General features: G+C 44.1%; 11 protein-coding genes. 9 read left to right on the top strand and 2 right to left on the bottom strand.

Translation table 11 applies throughout. From position 1 onward, the window contains the following. Position 1 precedes the first annotated feature (1 nt). The 8 genes from A587_RS0117090 to A587_RS0117125 all read left to right on the top strand — a co-directional run bounded on the left by A587_RS0117090 (position 2) and on the right by A587_RS0117125 (position 18849). Entirely contained in the window at positions 2-3379 is a 3378-nt protein-coding gene (locus tag A587_RS0117090) for a non-ribosomal peptide synthetase (RefSeq protein ID WP_017218554.1), read from the top strand. Next, positions 3376-10674, top strand: coding sequence for a non-ribosomal peptide synthetase (locus tag A587_RS0117095; RefSeq protein ID WP_017218555.1), 7299 nt, complete (start codon positions 3376-3378; stop codon positions 10672-10674). The genes A587_RS0117090 and A587_RS0117095 overlap by 4 nt, the downstream gene beginning before the upstream one ends. Before the next feature lie 19 nt (positions 10675-10693). After that, on the top strand, positions 10694-11704 hold the full coding sequence (locus A587_RS0117100) for a TauD/TfdA family dioxygenase (protein ID WP_017218556.1): 1011 nt from the start codon (positions 10694-10696) through the stop codon (positions 11702-11704). Positions 11705-11752: 48 nt separating this feature from the next. Then, positions 11753-13372, top strand: coding sequence for a cyclic peptide export ABC transporter (locus A587_RS0117105; RefSeq protein WP_017218557.1), 1620 nt, complete (start codon positions 11753-11755; stop codon positions 13370-13372). 14 nt (positions 13373-13386) lie between these two features. Next, positions 13387-13596 (top strand): hypothetical protein, encoded by a 210-nt coding sequence (locus A587_RS0117110; protein WP_017218558.1) that lies wholly within the window; start codon positions 13387-13389, stop codon positions 13594-13596. A gap of 325 nt (positions 13597-13921) precedes the next feature. Next, positions 13922-15283 carry a bifunctional UDP-N-acetylglucosamine diphosphorylase/glucosamine-1-phosphate N-acetyltransferase GlmU gene (gene glmU / locus A587_RS0117115; protein WP_017218559.1) on the top strand — a complete coding sequence of 454 codons (1362 nt, stop codon included), beginning with the start codon at positions 13922-13924 and terminating at the stop codon, positions 15281-15283. Positions 15284-15442: 159 nt separating this feature from the next. After that, a complete protein-coding gene (locus tag A587_RS0117120; RefSeq protein ID WP_017218560.1) occupies positions 15443-16687 on the top strand; it encodes an HlyD family secretion protein in 1245 nt (414 codons plus the stop codon). Between the two features lie 17 nt (positions 16688-16704). Further along, complete coding sequence (locus A587_RS0117125; RefSeq protein ID WP_017218561.1) at positions 16705-18849, top strand: peptidase domain-containing ABC transporter; 2145 nt, start codon at positions 16705-16707, stop codon at positions 18847-18849. Between the two features lie 52 nt (positions 18850-18901). On the opposite strand, the gene A587_RS25055 is transcribed toward A587_RS0117125, so the two are convergent. Together A587_RS25055 and A587_RS0117135 are read right to left on the bottom strand one after the other, a co-directional pair. Beyond that, a complete protein-coding gene (locus A587_RS25055; protein WP_017218562.1) occupies positions 18902-19069 on the bottom strand; it encodes a hypothetical protein in 168 nt (55 codons plus the stop codon). 147 nt (positions 19070-19216) lie between these two features. Continuing rightward, positions 19217-19417 carry a hypothetical protein gene (locus A587_RS0117135; RefSeq protein WP_017218563.1) on the bottom strand — a complete coding sequence of 67 codons (201 nt, stop codon included), beginning with the start codon at positions 19415-19417 and terminating at the stop codon, positions 19217-19219. A 230-nt stretch (positions 19418-19647) separates the two neighbouring features. On the opposite strand from A587_RS0117135, the gene A587_RS0117140 reads away from it, so the two are divergent. Continuing rightward, positions 19648-20853 carry a lanthionine synthetase C family protein gene (locus tag A587_RS0117140; protein ID WP_017218564.1) on the top strand — a complete coding sequence of 402 codons (1206 nt, stop codon included), beginning with the start codon at positions 19648-19650 and terminating at the stop codon, positions 20851-20853. Positions 20854-20855: the final 2 nt, after the last annotated feature.

The raw sequence follows: 20855 nt of genomic DNA on the forward strand, positions 1-20855 counted from the left end.
CATGAACACACAAACAATAATAAATCAATGTCTTGAGCAAGGAGTTCGACTCTCTGTAGAGAACGGCAACTTGCAAATCGATGCGCCAAAAGGCGGATTGAGCAATGAAATGATCACTATTTTACGAGAAAATAAAGCGCAGCTTATTGAGTTCATTAATAAATTTTCAGCACAGAAAAGTGCTGTTGAAAAACAAAAACTCAAGCGTGCGGTGATTGATGGACCTATTCCGCTATCTTTTGCTCAACAGCGCCTTTGGATTATTGACCGTATTGAGCAAGGCTCTGCACAGTACAATATGTCAGCGGCATTTAAGCTAGATGGCAGCCTTAACCAAGCCGCTTTCATTGCTACGATCGATGCCGTGATTGAGCGCCATGAGATTTTACGTACTGTATACAAAGAAACGAACGACAAATGTGAACAAGTGATCCGAGATCAGGTTGATAGTGCGGTGACCATTATTGATTTCACTCACTTGCAAGGAGATGACCTGTACGACGAAATCCGTTCGTTGGCAGAGCAAGATGCGCTAAAGCCATTCGATCTGCAAAACGACACTATGCTGCGAGTTCAGTTAATTAAAGCGTCAGGGTCTGAGCACTACGTGTTGTTTAACATGCATCACATTGCTTCAGATGGTTGGTCTCTTGGTGTGTTAGTCAAAGAGTTCTTGGAAGTATATACCGCGTACAGTCAAGGCAAACCGAATCCGTTAGTTGAGTTGGAAGTACAATATAAGGACTATGCACACTGGCAACGTCAATGGCTACAAGGTGAAGTATTTGAAAATGAAGTGGGTTACTGGCGCGAGCAGTTAAAAGACCTACCAGCAACACACAGCCTACCATTAGATCGTAGTCGCCCAGCACAGCAAGGCTTTTTAGGTAATTCATTGCGCCGTGAATTGAGTGTCGCGCTAACGAAAAAACTAGATGCATACTGCCAACAACAGGGCGTAACACAGTTTATGGCTCTGCAAACGATTTATGCCTTATTGGTTGGTCAGTGGAGCGCCGAAGAAGATGTCGTTATGGGTACGCCAGTCGCAGGTCGTATTCACCAAAACGTTGAACCACTCATTGGCTTCTTCCTTAACAACCTAGTGCTACGTACTGACTTGTCAGGTAATCCAAGCTTCAATGAACTTATCGCCAGCAATAGAACTACGCTATTAGAGGCATTTGAACATCAGCACCTGCCGTTTGACGCGCTTGTTGAAGACTTGAACCCTGAGCGTAGTAGCAGTCATCAACCTATGTTCCAGCTGTGGTTTGTACTACAAAACCATGATAGCGGTACGTTCCAGCTCCCTGGTTTAGAAATGTCGGATCCGGAAGAAATTCTCTCAGGTGTTGACGTGGTCAACTTTGATATCTCGCTAAGTGCCGCGGTGGAAGAAGGAAAGCTAGTACTGGTTTGGCAATATAAATCGGATCTGTTCGACGCACATACCATGGAGAACTTTGCTCAATCATTTGAAGCGTTGCTAGCAAATGCTATCGCTAATGGAGACGAGAAAATCTCGACAATTTCTGGTGTGACAGAAGGTACTCTACAACCTTGGCAAAATGCGAATGAACATACTTTTGAAAACAAAACCAATCTGATTAAGTCGATTTTTGAATTCGCACAACAAAACCCAGATGCAATCGCGTTACGAGTTGAAGATGAAGCCATTAGTTATGGTGAGCTTGCAGCGAAAGTCAGCGAGTTTTCTCAGCAATTAACAGCGCTAGGCGTGGTAACTGAGTCTCCTGTCGGTATTTGTGTCGACCGTAGTATCGAACAGCTAATTGCTCAACTAGCGGTGATGCACGCGGGTGGCGCATATGTTCCATTAGATGCTGGAGCACCTAATGATCGCATCGAATACATCATCGCTGACACTGGACTACATATCGTTGTTGCTCAGTCTCATTACAACGATAAATTCAAAGACATCAATTGTCAGACACTGACTATCGATCACACACAGTTGGTGGCAACAGGTGAGATCAGTGTCGACGATATAAATTTGTCAGCTGAGCAATTGGCTTACGTGTTATACACATCAGGCTCTACTGGTAAGCCAAAGGGCGTAGCAGTTCAACACGGTAACTTGGTGAATCTTGCAAACAGCATGAAGCTGCTGTTGTCTGAGCGTGGGGTTTCAGGTCAGTATCGCTGGGCATGGAACGCACCGATGATTTTCGATGCTTCTGTTCAGGCTCTGACTCAGTTGGCTTTTGGTGTGGAGCTTAATCTACTAAAAGATGAATTGCGAAAGGATCCAAGCAAGCTACTTAGTTACCTTACCGAAAATAAAATCGACGTACTCGATACCACCCCTGCATTAGTTGATTTAGTGCTTCGTGAAGCCAATGAGCAGGGAATTGCATTGCCGAATTTATTAATCGGTGGTGAGGCTATCAGCTCTGAATTATGGCAAAAAGTGGCATCACATACTTCTGAGCATCAACGTTTTGCGCTCAACGTCTATGGGCCTACAGAATGTACTGTTAACGCGACTTTCTCTGATATTACCGCTGAGTCTGTACCAAATATTGGGCGTCCATTGCCGAATTGCCAGACTTATATTTTGAATGATGCACTAGCACCGTTAGCGGCTGGTGCAAAAGGTGAAATATACATTGGTGGTGAAGGGGTTGCTCGTGGCTACTTTAACAATGATGTGTTAACTGAAGAGCGTTTCATCGAGTCTGCTACTTTTGGTCGTATCTACAAAACCGGTGACTTAGGACGTTGGCTGGCAGATGGCACTATTGAATACCTAGGACGTAGTGACTTCCAAGTTAAGTTACGTGGTTATCGTATCGAACTAAACGAAATTGAGTCTGTTATTTTGGAAGATGCGGGTGTAACTGATGCCGCAGTACTCGTCAAGGATGAACAGCTAGTCGCGTACGTGGCAGGTGCAGATGTAAACCAAAATAGACTCAGTGATTGGATGAAAGCAAAACTTCCTGCTTACATGGTTGCTGCCGTCATCATTGAAGTTGAAGAAATCCCGTTAACGAAAAATGGTAAGCAGGATCGTAAAGCGCTACTTAGCATTGAGCTTGAAGAAGTGATTGATGACTACATTGCGCCAAGATCAGAGATGGAAGCGCGTTTACAAACCATTTGGCAGGACTTATTGGGCAAAGAGTCTATCAGCATGGACGACAACTTCTTCGCTATCGGCGGCCACTCTCTATTGGGGATCCGAGTTGCGAGTGCCTGCCGCGAGCAACTTAGCATTGAAATACCATTAAAAGTGCTAATGGAAAACCCAACTATTCAAGCACTTGCTGAACAGTGTGAGCTCTATGAGAAACAAAAGTTGGTAATGTCTAGCAGCGTCGCGCGTGATGATGACGAAAGGATGGTGATATGAGTGTAGAGCACATCATTGAACAGTGCTCTACTTTGGGCCTCAGGCTGTCTACGGACGGCCAGAGCCTGAATATCACTGGCGATAAGAGTAACCTGATCCCTGAACTCATAGCGATGCTTAAGGAAAATAAAACAGCTCTGATTACATATATTCAGCGGTTTGCTGCGCTAGAAGGTGAACGGCAGCGTTATCGTATTACGCCAGTAGACAGAAATGGGCTTCTGCCCGTTTCTTCTGCACAACGCCGAATTTGGTTATCACAGCAGATGTCAGATGCTACGGCGACTTACAATATGCCAAATGGTGTGCACGTAGTTGGAGAGTTTGACGAGCTTATGGCTCGTCAGACAATGCAAATGATAGTTGCTCGTCATGAAGCCTTGCGCACCGTTGTACATTACCAAGGCGACCAGCTGGTGCAAACGGTACATGAAGCGGGTGATGTTGACTTTATTATTGAAGATTATAGTCATTTATCAGCTGCAGAAAGCGAAGCGCTTGCACTTGAGTTTGTACGTAAGGATGCTGACAGGCCTTTTGATCTTGAACATGATCTCATGCTTCGAGGTGGTTTTTTAAGGCAATCTCCAGAGCGGGGTATTTTGTTCTTCAATGTCCATCACATTGCTGCTGATGGCTGGTCAATGGCATTGCTACTTGATGAATTCAAGCATATTTATAACGCTTTATTTCATGGTATTGCACCACAGCTTCCCGACGTTGCAGTGCAATATGCCGATTATGCTAATTGGCAATCAGAGATGCTAAGTAGTGATAATGTGGAGGGATCAAAGACCTACTGGCTAACTCAATTACAGGATTTGCCGAGCGTTCATAGTATCCCATTGGACTTTTCACGACCGGCATCTACCGGTGGTAGAAGTGACTTTAGAGTTGCCCAGTTATCAGCTTCTTTAAGTCGCAAGCTAAAAGCGTTGGCGACAACACGGCAAACATCATTATTTGTGCTGTTTCATGCCGCTATTTCAGTGGTACTGGGGCGCTACGCAGGTAGTGACGACGTTGTCGTGGGCACGCCAGTGGCAGGTAGAAAGCAAAAAGAACTAGAAAAAACGTTTGGCTGCTTTATTAACAACTTAGTGTTGCGCTTACGCCTAGACTCAAAGCAGTCATTTGCCCAGCTGTTGTCGGCAGCCAAACAAGTGAATGAATCTGCACTTGAGCATCAGGATATTCCATTTGAATATTTAGTTGAGGCGTTAAAACCAGAGCGTAGCAATGGTTATCATCCGCTGTTTCAAATCGCGCTCGTACAGAATAATCTAGATATTAGCACAGAGGCAGAGATCCCATTGGCGGGAGAGGTCGTGTTGCAATCGTTTGACTCAGCAGAGCTAAGCGCAAAATACGATATCCAAATAAACATCGTTGACACAGTTGATGGCATTCAAGTGAGCTTTTCATTTGACACTAACCTGTTTAAGGCCGAAACCGTCGCGAGAATGACCAGCCAGTTACAGACCATTTGCAAGCAAATTGCTGACAATATTGATACTCCTATAGAGCAACTTGTGCTGACGGATGATGCCGAACTTGCTCAGATACAAGAATGGGAGCAATCCGCTGCATATCAGGGAAATAATTTACCTATTCATAGCTATGTAGAGCACTGGGCAGGTAGCAACCCAGACAAACCAGCTATTTGTGTCGCCGGTAACACTCTGAGCTATGGAGAAGTAAATACCCGAGCGAATCAATTAGCAAGATACCTACAAAGCCAAGGTGTAAGTAAAGGTGCATTCATTGGCGTGACATTCGAACGTTCTACGGATCTCGTGATTGCTATGCTCGCGATTGTCAAAGCTGGCGCGGTTTACGTCCCGCTAGACCCCGATTATCCAGCTGCTAGGCTGCAATATATGATCGCAGATACAGCGCTAGAGCAAGTACTGACTACGACAGCGCTAGCACCCATTTTTGATCAGTACGAGATTGCTGTCGCGGCAATTGATGCGCTAGAAATTGAAGCTGAAATTGCAACTCACAGTAGTACTAATCTTGATTTAACCACCAGTGGCGATGATCTTGCCTACATTATTTACACCTCTGGATCGACAGGTAAACCAAAGGGGGTGATGGTTGAACACTTAGGTATTGAGCGATTAGTACACAACCCTAATTATGTCTCATTGAGTTCGGCTGAAAATATCTTATTCATTTCCAATACCGCATTTGACGCCGCCACATTTGAGATTTGGGGAGCATTGGCAAACGGCGCAACATTATATGGGATGGATAAGGCTTGTTTACTTGATGCCAACCGCTTTGCTGATGAAATTCGTCGCATGAACATTTCCACAGCGTTCATCACTGTGGCGCTATTTAATCAAATCATTGCTATTCGTCCAGGTGCATTTGCCTCACTAAATAATGTCATGGTTGGTGGAGAGAAACTCGATAAATATACTATTGATCGCGCGTTAGCTTATGGTAAGCCCACGCGTTTATTGAATATTTATGGACCGACCGAAAATACGACATTTAGTACTTACTATGAAATTGAAGAAATAGGGAGAGTCCAATATCCAATCGGTAAGGCAATCTCAGGTACGGGTTGTTATATCTTGGATGCAGAGCAGCAACGCAGTGCCGTTGGCGTTGTTGGTGAGTTGTACTTAAGCGGAATAGGACTTGCCAGAGGGTACTTAAACAAACCTGATATGACAGCAGAGCGTTTTGTCCATGTTGATTCAATTACGAGTGAGCGACTTTATCGCACCGGCGACATGGTTAAGTGGGATGAAAAGGGCAATGTTTGTTATATCGGCAGAACCGATAATCAAGTAAAGATCCGCGGATTTCGTATCGAGATCGGTGAAATAGAGCAAGCGCTAACAAATCTAACCGATGTCAAAGAGGCCGCAGTACAAGTCGAAACTGAGAGTGGGCAAAAAAGCTTGATTGCTTATGTAACCTGCCATCAGGTACAGAGTGTTGAGGCGATTAAGCAGGCACTTACTCCGTGCTTGCCTTTACATATGCTCCCGGCTCAGATTGTAATTTTAGAAGCGATGCCACTCACCGCAAATGGCAAAATAGATCGTGCCCGCCTGGTGCGTGAGCAAAGTAATACGGCCACGAAACTGACACCACCCTCTAGCGCTTTAGCGAGTGTAGTTGCCAATATTTGGGCTGTTGCTCTACAGTTTGCGCCAGAGCACATTGGCATGGAAAGTAATTTCTTTGAACTCGGCGGCCATTCGCTACTGGCGATGAATGTCGTGCACAAAATTCATCATGCTGCACAATCTGAAGTGCCTGTGCAATGTTTATTTGAAGCGCCTACACTGGCTCAATTTACCGAATTAGTCGCGCAATATCAGCATACCACTAGCTTACTTAGCGTCACCAAAGCGCCAAGTTCGGAGCAAGGTTATCCCTTGTCGGCAGCACAGCGCAGAATGTGGTTTATCGACCAACTTGGTAATGGTAGTACGCAATATAATCTAAATTATCAGTTTGAAGTTCGCGGTGATTTTAACATTGATTCAGCCGAACGCGCGTTTTTAAGCCTGCTTCAGCGTCACGAAGTATTAAGAACGTCTTACCATGAAACCGATGAAGGTGAGATACAGCAGGTTCAGCCAATTTCAGCATTTACTATTGCTCACTACCATACCAGTGCAGAGCACTATGCTGATGAGTTAATGAGAGTGCAAAGTGAGTTGAATGAATCATTTGATCTCACCTGCTCTCCGCTGATACGCGTGGCTTACATTGATGGTGCTGCGCAAAATTCGGGTACCTTACTATTGTGCTTGCATCATATTGCTACCGATGGTTGGTCGATGAACATCTTGTTTAACGAGTTCGCCGAACTCTACCGTGGTGAGCAAGAAGGTAAGAAGCCAAATTTGCCGCATAATGCGCTTAGTTACACGGATTATGCTGTGTGGCAGCAAACATACTTGACCAGTGAGAGCTGCTTAGCATCGCTTGAACACTGGCAGGAGTGCCTTAAGGATGCACCAGCAGAGCATGGTATTACCTTGGATTTTCCTCGGCCGAAAATTAAACAGCAAGCTGGAGCCGTTGTAACCCAGGTTCTTGCAAAGGCTGAAGCGTTGGCGTTAAAGGATTTTATCGGCACGCATAATCTAACCCCATTTATGTTGGCACATGCAGCGTTGTCGCTTGTTGTTGCACAACATGGCCGTGAATCTCAGTGTGTAATTGGCGCGCCAGTGGCTGGTAGACATGATCAAAAGCTAGCTGATTTAATTGGACTATTTGTAAATACCATTGCACTAACGGCGCACACCGACTTTGCGACTCTGGGAGAGTATTTAGCTCACATACGTGACGTCAATATTGCCGCACAATCACATAATTTGGTGCCTTTCGATTTAGTAGTTGATGCGCTAAATGTGAATCGCTCCGCAGCGATAAGCCCTGTATTTCAGATAATGTTGACTACGGATGGAGAAGATAGCTTCCGGTTTAATAAAGCAGACTCGATAGAGGCTTTATCAGGTGTTGAGTTTACCTCGCTAACGGATGGAAAGATCACAACCAAGTTTGATTTAGATGTTCATTTTGAGCTGTCTGACCACCAGTTAACCGTTAATTGGGTATACGACATTAGCCTATTTAAAGCATCGAGCATTGAGCGATTGTCCGAGCAGATGATGCAGTTGTTACGCGCGTTGGTAAAAGGCAATTTGCAGCGCGATATCATGACTTTACCAATGAGCGCGTTGACGCTTTGTAACGAAGTTCAAACCACAGCACTACTCGCTAAGTTGAATCCGCTAGACTCGACGCAGCCTGTTGTTGCCGAGAGTTTGGTCACATGTTGGTCAGATACTGTAGCAAAGCACGCAACTAACATCGCGCTTCACTGGCAGGATCAAAGTTGGACCTTTCAAGTATTGGCATCGCGTGTAGCAAAGTGTGCGCAAGTGCTCCAGACAGTTCATGGTATTGAGCGTGGACAGGTTATCGCTGTGCAGATGGACAAAAGTGATGAGATGGTCGTTGCTTTGTTAGCCATTATGACTGCTGGCGCAGCTTACTTGCCGCTAGACCCAAGCGCGCCGCAAGAACGGATAGATTTTGTGCTAGCTGATGCTAAAGCCAGTCTATTGATTTCACAGCCTGGTTATCAGACGCGCTTTGATAGCGCTCAGTGCCCAAGCACTACCGTCAATATGTTAGAAGCCGCACAAGTCGCTGGGGAAGTTACCTCTGTTATCGTCTCGGCAGAGGATCTTGCCTATGTGATATACACCTCAGGTACTACAGGGCAGCCGAAAGGTGTCATGGTATCGCACCGCAATGCAGTTTCATTGATGGAAGAGATGCAACGTTGGCCAATATGCCAAGGTGAACAAAACTGGGGATGGAATGCTAATTATGTTTTTGATGCGTCGTTGCAGGGGTTATTGCAGCTGATAGCTGGAATGGCGTTAACACCGATACCAGAAACCCTTAAGTTACAACCACAACAACTGGGGGAGTACCTTAGCGACAATAACGTGACGGTATTGGATTGTACGCCAAGCTTAGTCGAAATGTGGCTGGACGAAGACCTAGATGCGCAACTACCAAATCTTATCATAGGCGGTGAAGCCATCTCTGAATCACTTTGGCAGCGTTTGGTTAAGTGGCAGCACCAGCATGATCGGACGGCATTAAACGTTTATGGTCCAACAGAATGTACCGTCAATGCAACGGTTGCCGAAATCTCAGGCTCCTGTCCACATTTAGGTTTGCCGTTATCTAATACTCGTTTGTATGTGTTTGATGATCATCAAAGGTTAGTCGCAGAAGGAATGAGTGGGGAGTTATATATCAGTGGTGAAGGCGTTGCAGAAGGGTATTTAGGTAAACCTGAGCTAACTGCCAGCTGCTTTATTGATAACCCGTTTGGTTACCATCAATCATGCCATGCTCGGTTATACAAAACAGGCGATATCGTGCGTTTTTCAGACGGTATTTTGCACTACGTAGGTCGTGCTGACTCTCAAGTGAAACTAAACGGATATCGTATTGAATTGGCTGAAATAGAGCAGCATCTTTTCGCTTTGCCTGATGTCGTAAGGGCACATGTGATGATTAGTTATTTAGCAAGTGGTACTCCTATGCTTGTGGCATATGTACAAGGTGTATCTGAAGTGCTTGATAGTACTGGGTTGAGCGCTACATTAAGTGCGAAATTACCAAGCTACATGATACCTCAACAATATATTGCCATGACACACTGGCCAGTTACTCGCAACGGCAAACTGGATATTTCTGCATTACCACAAGTCGAGGTTGAGCCATCCGGGGACAGTTTAAGCACTGAGACGGAGTGCAAGTTAGCAGAGGTATGGCAAGCAGTATTAAGGCTACCGACGGATACGCTGCTGTTTAAGGGGTCGTCGTTTTTTGAGCTAGGTGGCAACTCATTACAAGCGGTCGCGCTAGTCCGAGCAATTAAAAAGACGTTCAATGTGCAGCTCAATGCACTAGATGTTTTCCAGCAGCAAACGTTGAGTTCACTGGCAGCAAAAGTGGATGCAATGGATAGTTATGGTGACCTTAAACAACTTGTGTGTTTGCGTGAAGGCGATGACCAACAACCCCCGATTGTGTTTATTCACCCTGTGGGTGGTCAGTTGACTTGCTATGCACAATTGGTTTCTGAATTGGAAACGAATGCACCTATTTACGGGCTGCAATCCACTACCTTGCAATTTAGATCGATCACTGCGCTGTCCACACATTATCTGTCTTTGCTTGAGGTTGATATCGAGCACCCGAATTATCATCTGATCGGTTGGTCGATGGGTGGAGTAATTGGTCACACCATGCAAAGGTTGGCACAAGAAAAAGTACTTAGTCTGACCATGATTGATTCATATGTTCCTGAGTTACATAGAAATATTGAACAAAGTGAATTACAGCGGTTAGGCGCTTTTGCCGAAGAACTTGGGGTGTCGCTGGATGGCATTGCCGTTGAAGATGTACAGCATTTGGATCACGAGCAACGTCTGGCGATGCTTCATCAGTTGTGTGTGACACAGCACCTAGTTTCTAAAGCGTTTACCTTAATGGATTTACAGATGCAGTGGCAGATATTGAGCCATAACCATGCATTATTTTCAGCCCATACCTGCATTCCTTCTGCATCCAGTGCTCGACTAATTTACGCCAGCGATTTTACGGCTGTAGAGGGATGGTCAACACGTTTATCACATTGTGAAGCATTTGGCATTGAGGACACAGATCATCATGCCATTATGAAAGAAAATGAACTTAAAACACTGATTAATAAACATTTAAACTAAAATATAAAAGGAAATATCCATGTTAAAAGATACTGTAATTTTCAAAGAGCAATACAATGGTCAAATGCCAGCTGCACTTCAGGAGCGTTTTTTACCTGAAGGTCCAGATTTCCCGCTTGTAATTGAAGATACTAGCGGAACACACAGTGCTGCGCAGTGGGTTGCTGACAATGCAGCAAAAATAGATCAACAGCTGAAGCAATACGGTGCAATTCTATTACGTGGTTTTAATCTACAGAATGAAGACGACTTCCGTGACGTCGCAAATGAGTTTATTCCGACGCTCGCAAAATATATGGAAGGCGCGACACCTCGTACCAATCTCGGCAAAGGTGCTTACACCTCAACTGAGTTTCCTAATGAATTGAGCATCGCACAGCACAACGAGTTGTCATACGTTAAACAATGGCCAATGAAGATTGCATTTAGCTGCATGATCCCAGCAGAGGAGCGCGGTGCGACACCTATCGCAGACGTTAGAAAAGTGCATGACTATATTGATGCTGATATTAAAGCCAAGTTTGAACAGCATGGTTGGATGTTAGTACGCAACTATGGCAATGGCTTAGGCCCAACTTGGCAAAAAGCATTCAACACTGATGATATTGAAGAAGTTAAAGCATACTGTCAGAAAGCGGATGTTGAGTTGGAAATTATCAGTGCCGATCAAATCCGTACTCGCCAAGTGCGTCCTGCTATTCGCGATCACATTCATACCGGTGAAAAGGTGTGGTTTAACCATGCTGCATTCTGGCATCCGTCAAGCTTGTGTCCAGTGATTAGAAAAGAGTTGGTGTCTCAATTTGGCGAAGAAGCGTTAACTTATAACACAATGTATGGCGACGGCTCTGTGATCCCTGACGACGTGATTGAGCATATTAACGAAGCCTATAAAAAAGCGACCGTGACTTTCTTGTGGGAAAAAGGCGATGTGTTACTGATGGACAACATGTTGGTATCACACGGTCGCGATCCATTCAAAGGCGAGCGTCGGATTGTTGTTTCAATGGGCGAGCCAGTGGAACTATAAGTTAGTCATGTGGCTCGTGACTGCGAGCCCCAAAATAGCAGGTTTATTATGTTGCTTTACTATATTAAAAAATTCAAAAAGATCATGTTCTTATCGGGGCTCGCTAGTTTGTTTACTGCGGCTACATCGATAGCTTTGTTTCATATGATAGGGGAAAGTGGGGAAACCGGTTTTCAGCCTCTAGAGGTTGTTGTGTTTGCGGTATTAGTCACGTTTCTATTAGCGGCTTCAATGACGACGAGTTACTTTCTCTCTCAATACAGTGCAGGCACAGTAAACAGTGTGCGCCAAAACCTAGTTAGTCGAATTTTGGGAACCGATTACGACAAACTAGAAAAAGCTGGTAGAGCGCGACTATATAACGTTCTGACCAATGATGTGAATGCTATCTCGGGAGCGCTCGCTGAGATGCCAGCTTTCGTTTATAACAGTTTTCTGTTGTTGGCTTGTTTCGGTTATCTATTTGTACTGTCTGAAGTCATGTTTGGCATTCTTGTATTAGCTGCGTTAGTGTCATTTTTAATCACAAAAATAGTAATGACAAAAATAACCAAGGCCGCGAACCAAATGCGTGAACATCAAGACCATGTATTTGAGGGCTATAAGGGCATTTTAGATGGCGCGAAACAATTAACAGTCAACAAAGCGAGACGCCAGTACTTTTTTGAGAAGCGCCTACAGCCAGTGATGACTGAGTTACGCAGCAGCGAGCGTGAATATGGCTTTGCCTGGGACATTAATCGCAATATAAGTCAGGTGGTGATTTTCATCACGTTGGGCACCATAGTTGCGGTCAGTCATTATCTACAGCGCACTGAATTAGTAATGAGTTATATCCTTATCGTAACTTACATTGCGGCACCATTTGGGTATGTGATGAATCTATGGCAAAACATCGCTCGGGCACGCGTCTCTATGCAAAAAATCGAATCTTTACAGCTTGGCAGTGAACAAGGTGGATTAACTACGGATCAGCACACGCCGCTTTCAGAAGACTGGAACAAGCTAGTTTTTAAAGATGTCTCTTTCGCTTATGAAGCGAAAGGAGAAGATACCGCTTTTTCTTTGCCGAAACTGAATCTGACGTTTAATAAAGGAGAAATTATTTTTATTACCGGTGGTAACGGCAGTGGTAAGTCAACATTCTTACACTTGCTATTGGGTCTTTACACGCCCTCAAAGGGCGTAATAAAAGTGGATGAACAGGAAGTGCATGCAGCTCAACTGGATAGCTATAGAGATAAAATTACGATGGTGCTGCCCGATTTCTATCTTTATCGCGAGCTGTTAGATGCTAAAGGTGACCCAGTAGATAGAGAAACAGCGAATACATTGCTGGCTCAGTTTCAATTGGATCACAAGCTAAGCGTGGATGAGGAAGGGTTTTCCGCCACACAGTTTTCTCAAGGACAGAGGAAGCGTTTGGCATTGATCGCCTCAATTCTCGAAGATAAAGATATCTACGTGCTAGATGAATGGGCTGCGGATCAAGACCCACATTTTAGAGCGCTATTTTATCAAGAATTGCTGCCATGGTTGAAATCGCAAGGTAAAACAGTAATTGCGGTAACTCATGATGATAAATACTTTCACCTCGCTGATCGCCATATCAAGTTTGATCAGGGGCAGGCAGAAGAGTTGAACCAGAAAAAACAACAAGCTGCATAGTTAAAGGAGCACATATGTTTGATTTTATCAAAGGTCGCAAGACCCCAGAAACACCAAAAAATACGGATATCGAAGCTGTTGGAGCAGAAAGTGAAGTGACAGTGAAAGAATCCCAGTACACTGTTGGTGGTAAAGTGGTGAAAGAGCGCCATGTAACCGTCACCAAAGGCGATGGCGGACCAGCCCCAACCACGCCGACTCCGCCCCAAGCTCCAGCCAAATAGGTGCTTAACACTGAGTGGTGCGAGGCGAAAGCTTCGTGCCACTTTAGCTCACTTTTAGCGTGTTAAAACGATTCAGCTGACTGTCTTGTAGGTACTATTGCATTTTTTTAACGTATTTTTTGACTAAACCGCTGTGTGGAATAAAAGTACACTCTTACCTTTCTCATCAATCCTCGCTACAATATTGTGCAATTTGTACTTAGTAAGTGCTTGTTGTCTGCTAAAGCCATTTCAGTATTACGGTGCACAATGAAGTGACCGGATTAAAGACAGAGTATTGAACCGTACGTTTGTTTTTTGACACAAGAAAAAGGATCCTGTGTTCATGCCGTTAAATACAATTATTCTTGCTGCGGGCAAAGGCACTCGCATGCGCTCTAAGTTGCCAAAAGTACTTCACCCTATCGCTGGAAAGCCGATGGTTCAGCATGTTATCGACAATGCGGTCTCATTGGGCGCGCAGTCTACCAATTTAGTTTTCGGTCATGGTGCGCAGCAGCTACAAGCCGCGTTATCACATAATGAAGTGAACTGGGTGCATCAAGCTGAGCAGTTGGGTACTGGTCATGCTGTCGCGGCAGCAAAGGAGCATATCAGTGATGATGATAAAGTACTGATCCTCTATGGTGATGTGCCACTCACAAAGCTGAGCACGCTACAGCGTTTGCTGGATGTCACGCCAGATAACGGCCTTGCGGTACTCACTGTTGATTTAGCAAACCCGACAGGTTACGGCCGTATGCTGCGAGAAAATGGTAAATTGGTTGGTATTGTCGAACAAAAAGATGCGTCTGCGGAGCAACTTGCTATTACTGAGATCAATACAGGCATAATGGCGGCTAACGGTGGATTATTGAAAAAGTGGCTTGGGCAGCTATCGAACAATAACGCACAAGGTGAATATTATCTCACTGATATCGTGGCGATGGCGCACAGCGAAGGGGTAGAAATTACTTCTGCACAGCCTGATGATGAGATGGAAGTTGAAGGTGCGAATAACCGTGTGCAACTTGCTGCTTTAGAGCGCGCTTATCAAACTTGGCAAGCTGAAACCTTGATGATAAATGGTGCTAGTTTAGCGGATCCTGCTCGTATCGATGTGCGTGGACAGGTAACAACTGGCGAAGATGTTCAGATTGATGTCAATGTGATATTTGAAGGCCATGTTGAAATTGGCGATGATGTTGTTATTGGTCCTAACTGCGTACTGAAAAACTGTAAAATCGGCAATGGCGTAGTTATTAAAGCTAATACGCTTATTGAAGATGCGCTGGTCGCTGATAAGTGTACTTTAGGTCCATTTGCTCGCTTGCGTCCTGGCGCGATAATGGAAGAAGATTCTCATATTGGTAACTTTGTCGAGATGAAGAAATCTCGTTTGGGTAAAGGTTCAAAAGCTAATCACTTGACCTACCTTGGAGATGCTGAAATTGGGGAAAAAGTGAATATTGGTGCCGGGACCATCACTTGTAACTATGACGGTGTGAATAAGTCAAAAACCATTATCGGTGATAATGCCTTTATTGGTTCTAATTCATCACTAGTTGCACCGGTTGAAATTGGTAGTACGGCAACGATTGGTGCAGGTTCAGTGATTACCTCAAGTGTTAAAGATGAGCAATTGGCCGTCGCGCGAGGAAAACAGCGTAACTTGGATGGCTGGCAGCGTCCAATAAAGAAGTCATAATATTATTTAATTTTTAATATCATACAGATAGCGTTAAATATTTCTAAACCTAAATAAGGTAAGTGCGACTTGCCTTATTTCATTCCTTTCTGTTACCACCCGTGGTACATTGTATTTTCAATAAAAAAATATTAACAATAATATTACCCGATAAGTGCTATGGAAAATTTATTTCGCCGTGAGGTGTTAGAGCATAAACAGCACCGCTTAGAGGGCACAATTAGCTTAGTCCAACCGCCCGTATTTAAGACTCTGGGATTACTCATTTTAACGGTTGTGATTTTAAGTATCGTGTTTCTATCAAGTGGTAGCTATACCAGAAAGGAAAGAGTGTCTGGCGTTATTGAGCCCAGTGGTGGATTGCTGCGTATTGCTGCAATGCAACAGGGGGTGGTGTCTGAAGTATTGGTCAAAGAGGGTGAACAAGTCGCTGCTGGGCAACCTTTGCTGCGAATTGCATCTGCAAAACATAGCACTGAAGCCACAGAGTTGAATCAAGCGTTACTGAATCAATATCGCTTTCAGCAAAAGAACTTACTACAGCAGATAGAGCAACTTCGTGGTCAGTACGAGCTTGATATCGAAGAACTACAGCAACAAGAAACGACTGTAAAAGAAAAGTTAAAAGAACTTGAGAGCCAAGCAAGCACGTTCCAAGAGCGGCTACTGCTTAATCAAGATTTAGTATCGCAAATTGCGACCTTAAAAGGCACTGGTTATATTTCTGAACTTGAACTACAACGTCAAAAAGACACTTTGCTTTCACTCAAGCAACAAGCGTCGTCAATCCGTTCAGAGCGTATTGCGCTTGAGTCACAGCTGAAAAATATTAAAAATCAGTTGGCGAAACTGCCGATTGAACATCAAAACAGAATTTCTCAGCTGCAATCGCAGCAAGCAGATCTACTGATACAAATCTCGTCCATTGAGCAGGAGCGGCTTGGTGAAGTTCGCGCAGCTCAGTCAGGGGTAGTGACGGGATTGCTCGCTAAACTTGGCAAAAATGTTTCCATGGGTCAGCATTTACTGACCTTGATCCCCGAACACAGTGACATGCAAGCAATCGTTTATATACCCACATCAGCGTTTGGCTTTATCAAAGAAGGGCAAGAGACTAAGCTACGCTATCACGCGTTTCCCTACGAAAAATTTGGCATTTACAAAGGAAAGATTGTAGAGCTCAGTAATAGTGTGATCTTGCCTGAGGAAACCAACATGCCGGGTATCATTCAAGAGCCTGCGTACCGTGTTGTTGTTGCGTTGGATGAACAAGCAGTAAAAGCATATGGTATAGATACAGTCTTGCGTGCAGGTATGACGCTTGATGCGGATATTGTGGTAGAAGAACGCTCTTTATTGCGTTGGCTGTTTGACCCAGTGTTTAGCATCAAAGGCCAGTTATAAGAAGTAAAAGGGTTGATATGGAAATGGAACATGAAGGCGCAGCCAATAAGTTAGAGTTTTGGTCGCGGAAATCTTTACCAGTGATCATCCAATCAGAAGCGGCAGAGTGTGGCCTCGCGAGTCTTGCTATGGTTGCTGGATATCACGGCTATCGCACTGATTTGACTCGCTTAAGGCAGCGTTTTAGTATTTCAATCGAGGGCTGTACGCTGCTCGATATTATGCACTTTGCTGAAAAGCTCCATTTAACTTCAAGGCCTCTGCGAATTGAGCTTGAAGATCTAGATGCGCTGCAAACACCGGCAATTTTACATTGGGACATGAACCATTTTGTGGTGCTTAAGAAGGCCAACGAAAAGCGAATTGTGATCCATGACCCCGCTGGTGGCGAAAAAATCTTTACGATGGAAGAAGCCTCCAAGCATTTTACTGGCGTGGCTTTGGAGTTGACGCCAACCAAAGACTTCGAAAAGAAAGAGCAAAAAGCGAGTCTTAGATTTTCCGATTTTTGGAGCCGTATTACGGGCTTAAAACGCTCGTTGCTACTTATTTTTATACTTTCCATTTTGCTGCAAGTATTTACGCTAGCAGCACCCTATTATATTCAGCTGGTTATAGATGATGTCATACTCACTGGTGACACCTCACTCTTGACGGTGCTGGCGATTGGGTTCTTTTTAGTACTGCTTTTTGAAATCGCCACCAATGCACTGCGTGGCTTTACCTTGCTGCACTTTGGTAATCAGATGAATATTCAACTGGGGGCGAACCTATTTCACCACTTAGTGCGCTTACCCATCGCCTATTTTGAGAAGCGCCATATGGGGGATGTTGTTTCTCGCTTCGGCTCTCTTCAGCAAGTAAAGCAGCTCCTTACAACAGGGGTCATTGAGGCGATTATTGATGGCTTAATGGCGATTATTACCTTAGCGATGATCTTCTTTTATAGTCCTATGCTATCCGCTGTGGTGTTGGTGGCTGTGATCACTTACGCGATTATCAGAATGGTCATGTATAAGCCATTTCGCAATATCAGTGAGCAAGAAATCATGGCGCGCGCGGAAGAAAATTCCAACTTTATGGAAACGGTACGCGGGATCCAAACGATTAAATTATTTGGCTCAGAGGTCAAGCGAGAAGGACAGTGGCAAAATCGCTATGCTAGCGCGATTAACCACAATATACGCTTGGGTAATTTTAAAATTGGCTATGACGCGATTAACCGCGCGCTATTTGGTATTGAAAATATTATTGTGGTTTATTTGGCTGCACATTTAGTGATTGCAGGTGGGTTTAGTACCGGTATGCTGTTTGCCTTTATGTCTTACAAGCGTCAGTTTATGGATAAGACCGCAAATCTTATAGAGAAACTGATTGAGTTTAAGATGTTAGGCCTCCACTTTGACCGTATCGCTGATATTGCTTTAACGGACAAAGAAGAGTTACAACCAGATCAATATCGCAAACTGAATATCGAAGGCAAAATTGAAGTAAAAAACTTGTCGTTTGCTTATTCAGACGCAACCCCAAATGTCATAGACAAACTGAGCTTAACAATCAATGCGGGTGAATCAGTTGCAATCACAGGGCCTTCTGGCTGCGGTAAGTCGACGTTACTTAAGTTAATGCTGGGGCTAAATAAACCATCCAGCGGTGAAATCTTGGTGGATGGTATATCTCTTAGCCAAATTGGCGCTAGACAATACCGCCAGCAGATAGCTGCGGTGATGCAAGACGATGAGCTCCTATCTGGTACTGTGGCTGATAATATCGCCTTTTTCGATTCCCCGATTAATATGGAAAAGGTAGTGCACTGTGCCCAGCTTGCAGCCATTCATGATGATATTAGCGATATGCCAATGGGGTATGACAGCTTGATTGGTGACATGGGGTCGAGCTTATCTGGAGGACAGAAACAGCGGATCATCCTGGCGCGTGCTCTCTATAAAGATCCGAAAATTCTGTTTATGGATGAAGCAACGAGTCACCTTGATACTGGGTTGGAAGAGGATATCAATGATGCGGTGTCTCGGTTGAAGATAACGCGTATTATCATCGCGCACCGGAAAGAAACCATTGCCTCGGCTGACAGAGAAATTAAGCTCAAAAAGCCAGTGCACCATGAAGGGGAAGAGCAAACCTCGACATCGGGATCTGAATAAATAAAGCGAGCATGCAGCTCGCTTTATTCTATTTTTGAATAACAAGCATAGTTCATAAAGTGACTTTCACAAAGCAGTCGTCGTAACATGTAAGTTCTGTGATAGTGGGTCCGTTACCGTCAACGCCACCCGCTACTTGCGGTGTCATTTTTTTATCTAGCGTTTTGCTGTGAGTAGTTGAAAGTGTTTTTATGATCTTCTTTTTGAATGCTATTTTCATAATTAACTCCTTTATTGGTTTTTGTTTTATTAAAGATGTAAGTAACAGTTAATTAATTTTAGTGTTTACAATATCTTTTGCTTATTCAGGTGTTTTGTATTTTAAAGCTGAAAAAGAGTAGAGAGTTCCCTACTCTTTTTAGTCAGATTATGGGATCTGGCAAGTATGCTCACGGCAAGAGTGGTTACGACCTGTCCAACAATCGCCATAGCGATCTGTGAATAGAGAGCCAGCCGGAGAATTAGCCCGAACATCACCGCCAGCAATTTGAGGTGTCATATTCGCTGGAATAGATTTGCTGTCATTTGAGAGTGCTTTTATGCACTTTTTGTTTAGTGTCAATTTCATTCGTTTTTCCTTACTTATGTTGGTTAATAGCAGTCCTTTATTTCAATCCTTTTGCTACACGCATTGAACGCGTGTGTACAAAAGTTAAGCTAGTGTTAGTTTGAATAAATGTCAATACTTTGTTTTTTTATGGCAACCTTTATATCAAAGTTTGAGTTTGGCTAAACAAAAGGTTAACTTACCTATGGTAAGTACAGATATTACAATTAAGAGTTGAAACAAGGATAAGTATGCTAAAGGCGTTAGATTTAGAAAAAAAAGAACAAATCCTGTCTATAGTGGAAAAGCTAGCCAAGCAGGTTGAATCAAATCTTGAAGCTGTGAACAGTAACGGTTTGCTTAGTGGTTTAGCTGGACACTTGTTGTTTTTATTTCGAGCTGCAAACTTTAATGATGCTTGGGTCGATGAGGAAAAATTTCATCAGGCGCTAGATAAGCTCCAAAATGAATTGGCAGAGCAAACCCCTGAACTCAGTTCAGGGTTAGCTGGGCAAGCTTGGGTGCTTGAGTATTTTAACCAGTATGACGACGAAGAGTATGATTCTGCTCTGCTGGAGGAGATAGATAACTTCTTCGACACTGCACTCGACTTTTCTCCTTGGACTGGAGAAATTGAAATGGTGTTAGGCCTTGCCGGATATTCTCCCTATATCTCACGTCGTGCAAAAAAAACACAACAAAGTACTTTGTTTGATCGTCTTGTTACGGGATACGAGTCGGTTGCGGTAGAGCTAGATGGTCAGCAGATTGCTTGGTCTCAGCCGAAGCAATCGGTATATAGATTTGACAAAGAAAATCTCGAACAACATGAGTTTAACCTTGGGCTTGCTCATGGTGTACCCGGGATTATCGCGGCACTTATTCCTGCGCTTCAGGACGAAAAAGTAAAGCTGCGGGCGCAAAAACTGGTCGTTGCGGGCTGTGATTGGCTGCTTGAACAACAAAGTCATGCTGATGATAAGAAAGCTTGCTTTGGATCATGTGCAGGAGATGAGCACCATTCTCGCTTGGGTTGGTGCTATGGTGACTTAACGATTGCGTTAACACTTGCAAGAGCTGGGCATGCGTTAGACAAGCCAAGTTATGTTGAACAGGCACTGGAAATCGCGTTGTTTAACGTCGATAGAGACGCGAAGCAAGGCCATATTAACGATGCCGGACTTTGTCATGGTTTTTTTGGGTTGGTAACCATTTATCAACTACTCAACCAAGTTATGCCTCATCCTAAGTTACAGCAGGCCGCCTTAACTTGGTTAGATTATGGCTTAAATCAGTACCAAGAACGTGGACTAGAAGCCCTGTATTCATATAACGGTCTGGAAAAGGCACACCAGGAAGATCATAGCTTTTTAATGGGTTTTGCGGGTATTGGTTTAGCGCTCATCGGTGTGCTGGATGACAATCTTGATTGGACCGATTGTCTGTTAATGAGTTAAGG

It is taken from the genome of Pseudoalteromonas sp. NJ631, from assembly GCF_000276645.1.
Classification (GTDB): Bacteria; Pseudomonadota; Gammaproteobacteria; order Enterobacterales; family Alteromonadaceae; genus Pseudoalteromonas; species Pseudoalteromonas piscicida.

What these genes read in the sequence shown, in the direction of transcription:
- A587_RS0117090 (WP_017218554.1), top strand. Translation starts at nt 2, where the DNA reads ATGAACACACAAACAATAATAAATCAATGTCTTGAGCAAGGAGTTCGA.
- A587_RS0117095 (WP_017218555.1), top strand. Translation starts at nt 3,376, where the DNA reads ATGAGTGTAGAGCACATCATTGAACAGTGCTCTACTTTGGGCCTCAGG.
- A587_RS0117100 (WP_017218556.1), top strand. Translation starts at nt 10,694, where the DNA reads ATGTTAAAAGATACTGTAATTTTCAAAGAGCAATACAATGGTCAAATG.
- A587_RS0117105 (WP_017218557.1), top strand. Translation starts at nt 11,753, where the DNA reads ATGTTGCTTTACTATATTAAAAAATTCAAAAAGATCATGTTCTTATCG.
- A587_RS0117110 (WP_017218558.1), top strand. Translation starts at nt 13,387, where the DNA reads ATGTTTGATTTTATCAAAGGTCGCAAGACCCCAGAAACACCAAAAAAT.
- glmU (WP_017218559.1), top strand. Translation starts at nt 13,922, where the DNA reads ATGCCGTTAAATACAATTATTCTTGCTGCGGGCAAAGGCACTCGCATG.
- A587_RS0117120 (WP_017218560.1), top strand. Translation starts at nt 15,443, where the DNA reads ATGGAAAATTTATTTCGCCGTGAGGTGTTAGAGCATAAACAGCACCGC.
- A587_RS0117125 (WP_017218561.1), top strand. Translation starts at nt 16,705, where the DNA reads ATGGAAATGGAACATGAAGGCGCAGCCAATAAGTTAGAGTTTTGGTCG.
- A587_RS25055 (WP_017218562.1), bottom strand. Translation starts at nt 19,069, where the DNA reads ATGAAAATAGCATTCAAAAAGAAGATCATAAAAACACTTTCAACTACT.
- A587_RS0117135 (WP_017218563.1), bottom strand. Translation starts at nt 19,417, where the DNA reads ATGAAATTGACACTAAACAAAAAGTGCATAAAAGCACTCTCAAATGAC.
- A587_RS0117140 (WP_017218564.1), top strand. Translation starts at nt 19,648, where the DNA reads ATGCTAAAGGCGTTAGATTTAGAAAAAAAAGAACAAATCCTGTCTATA.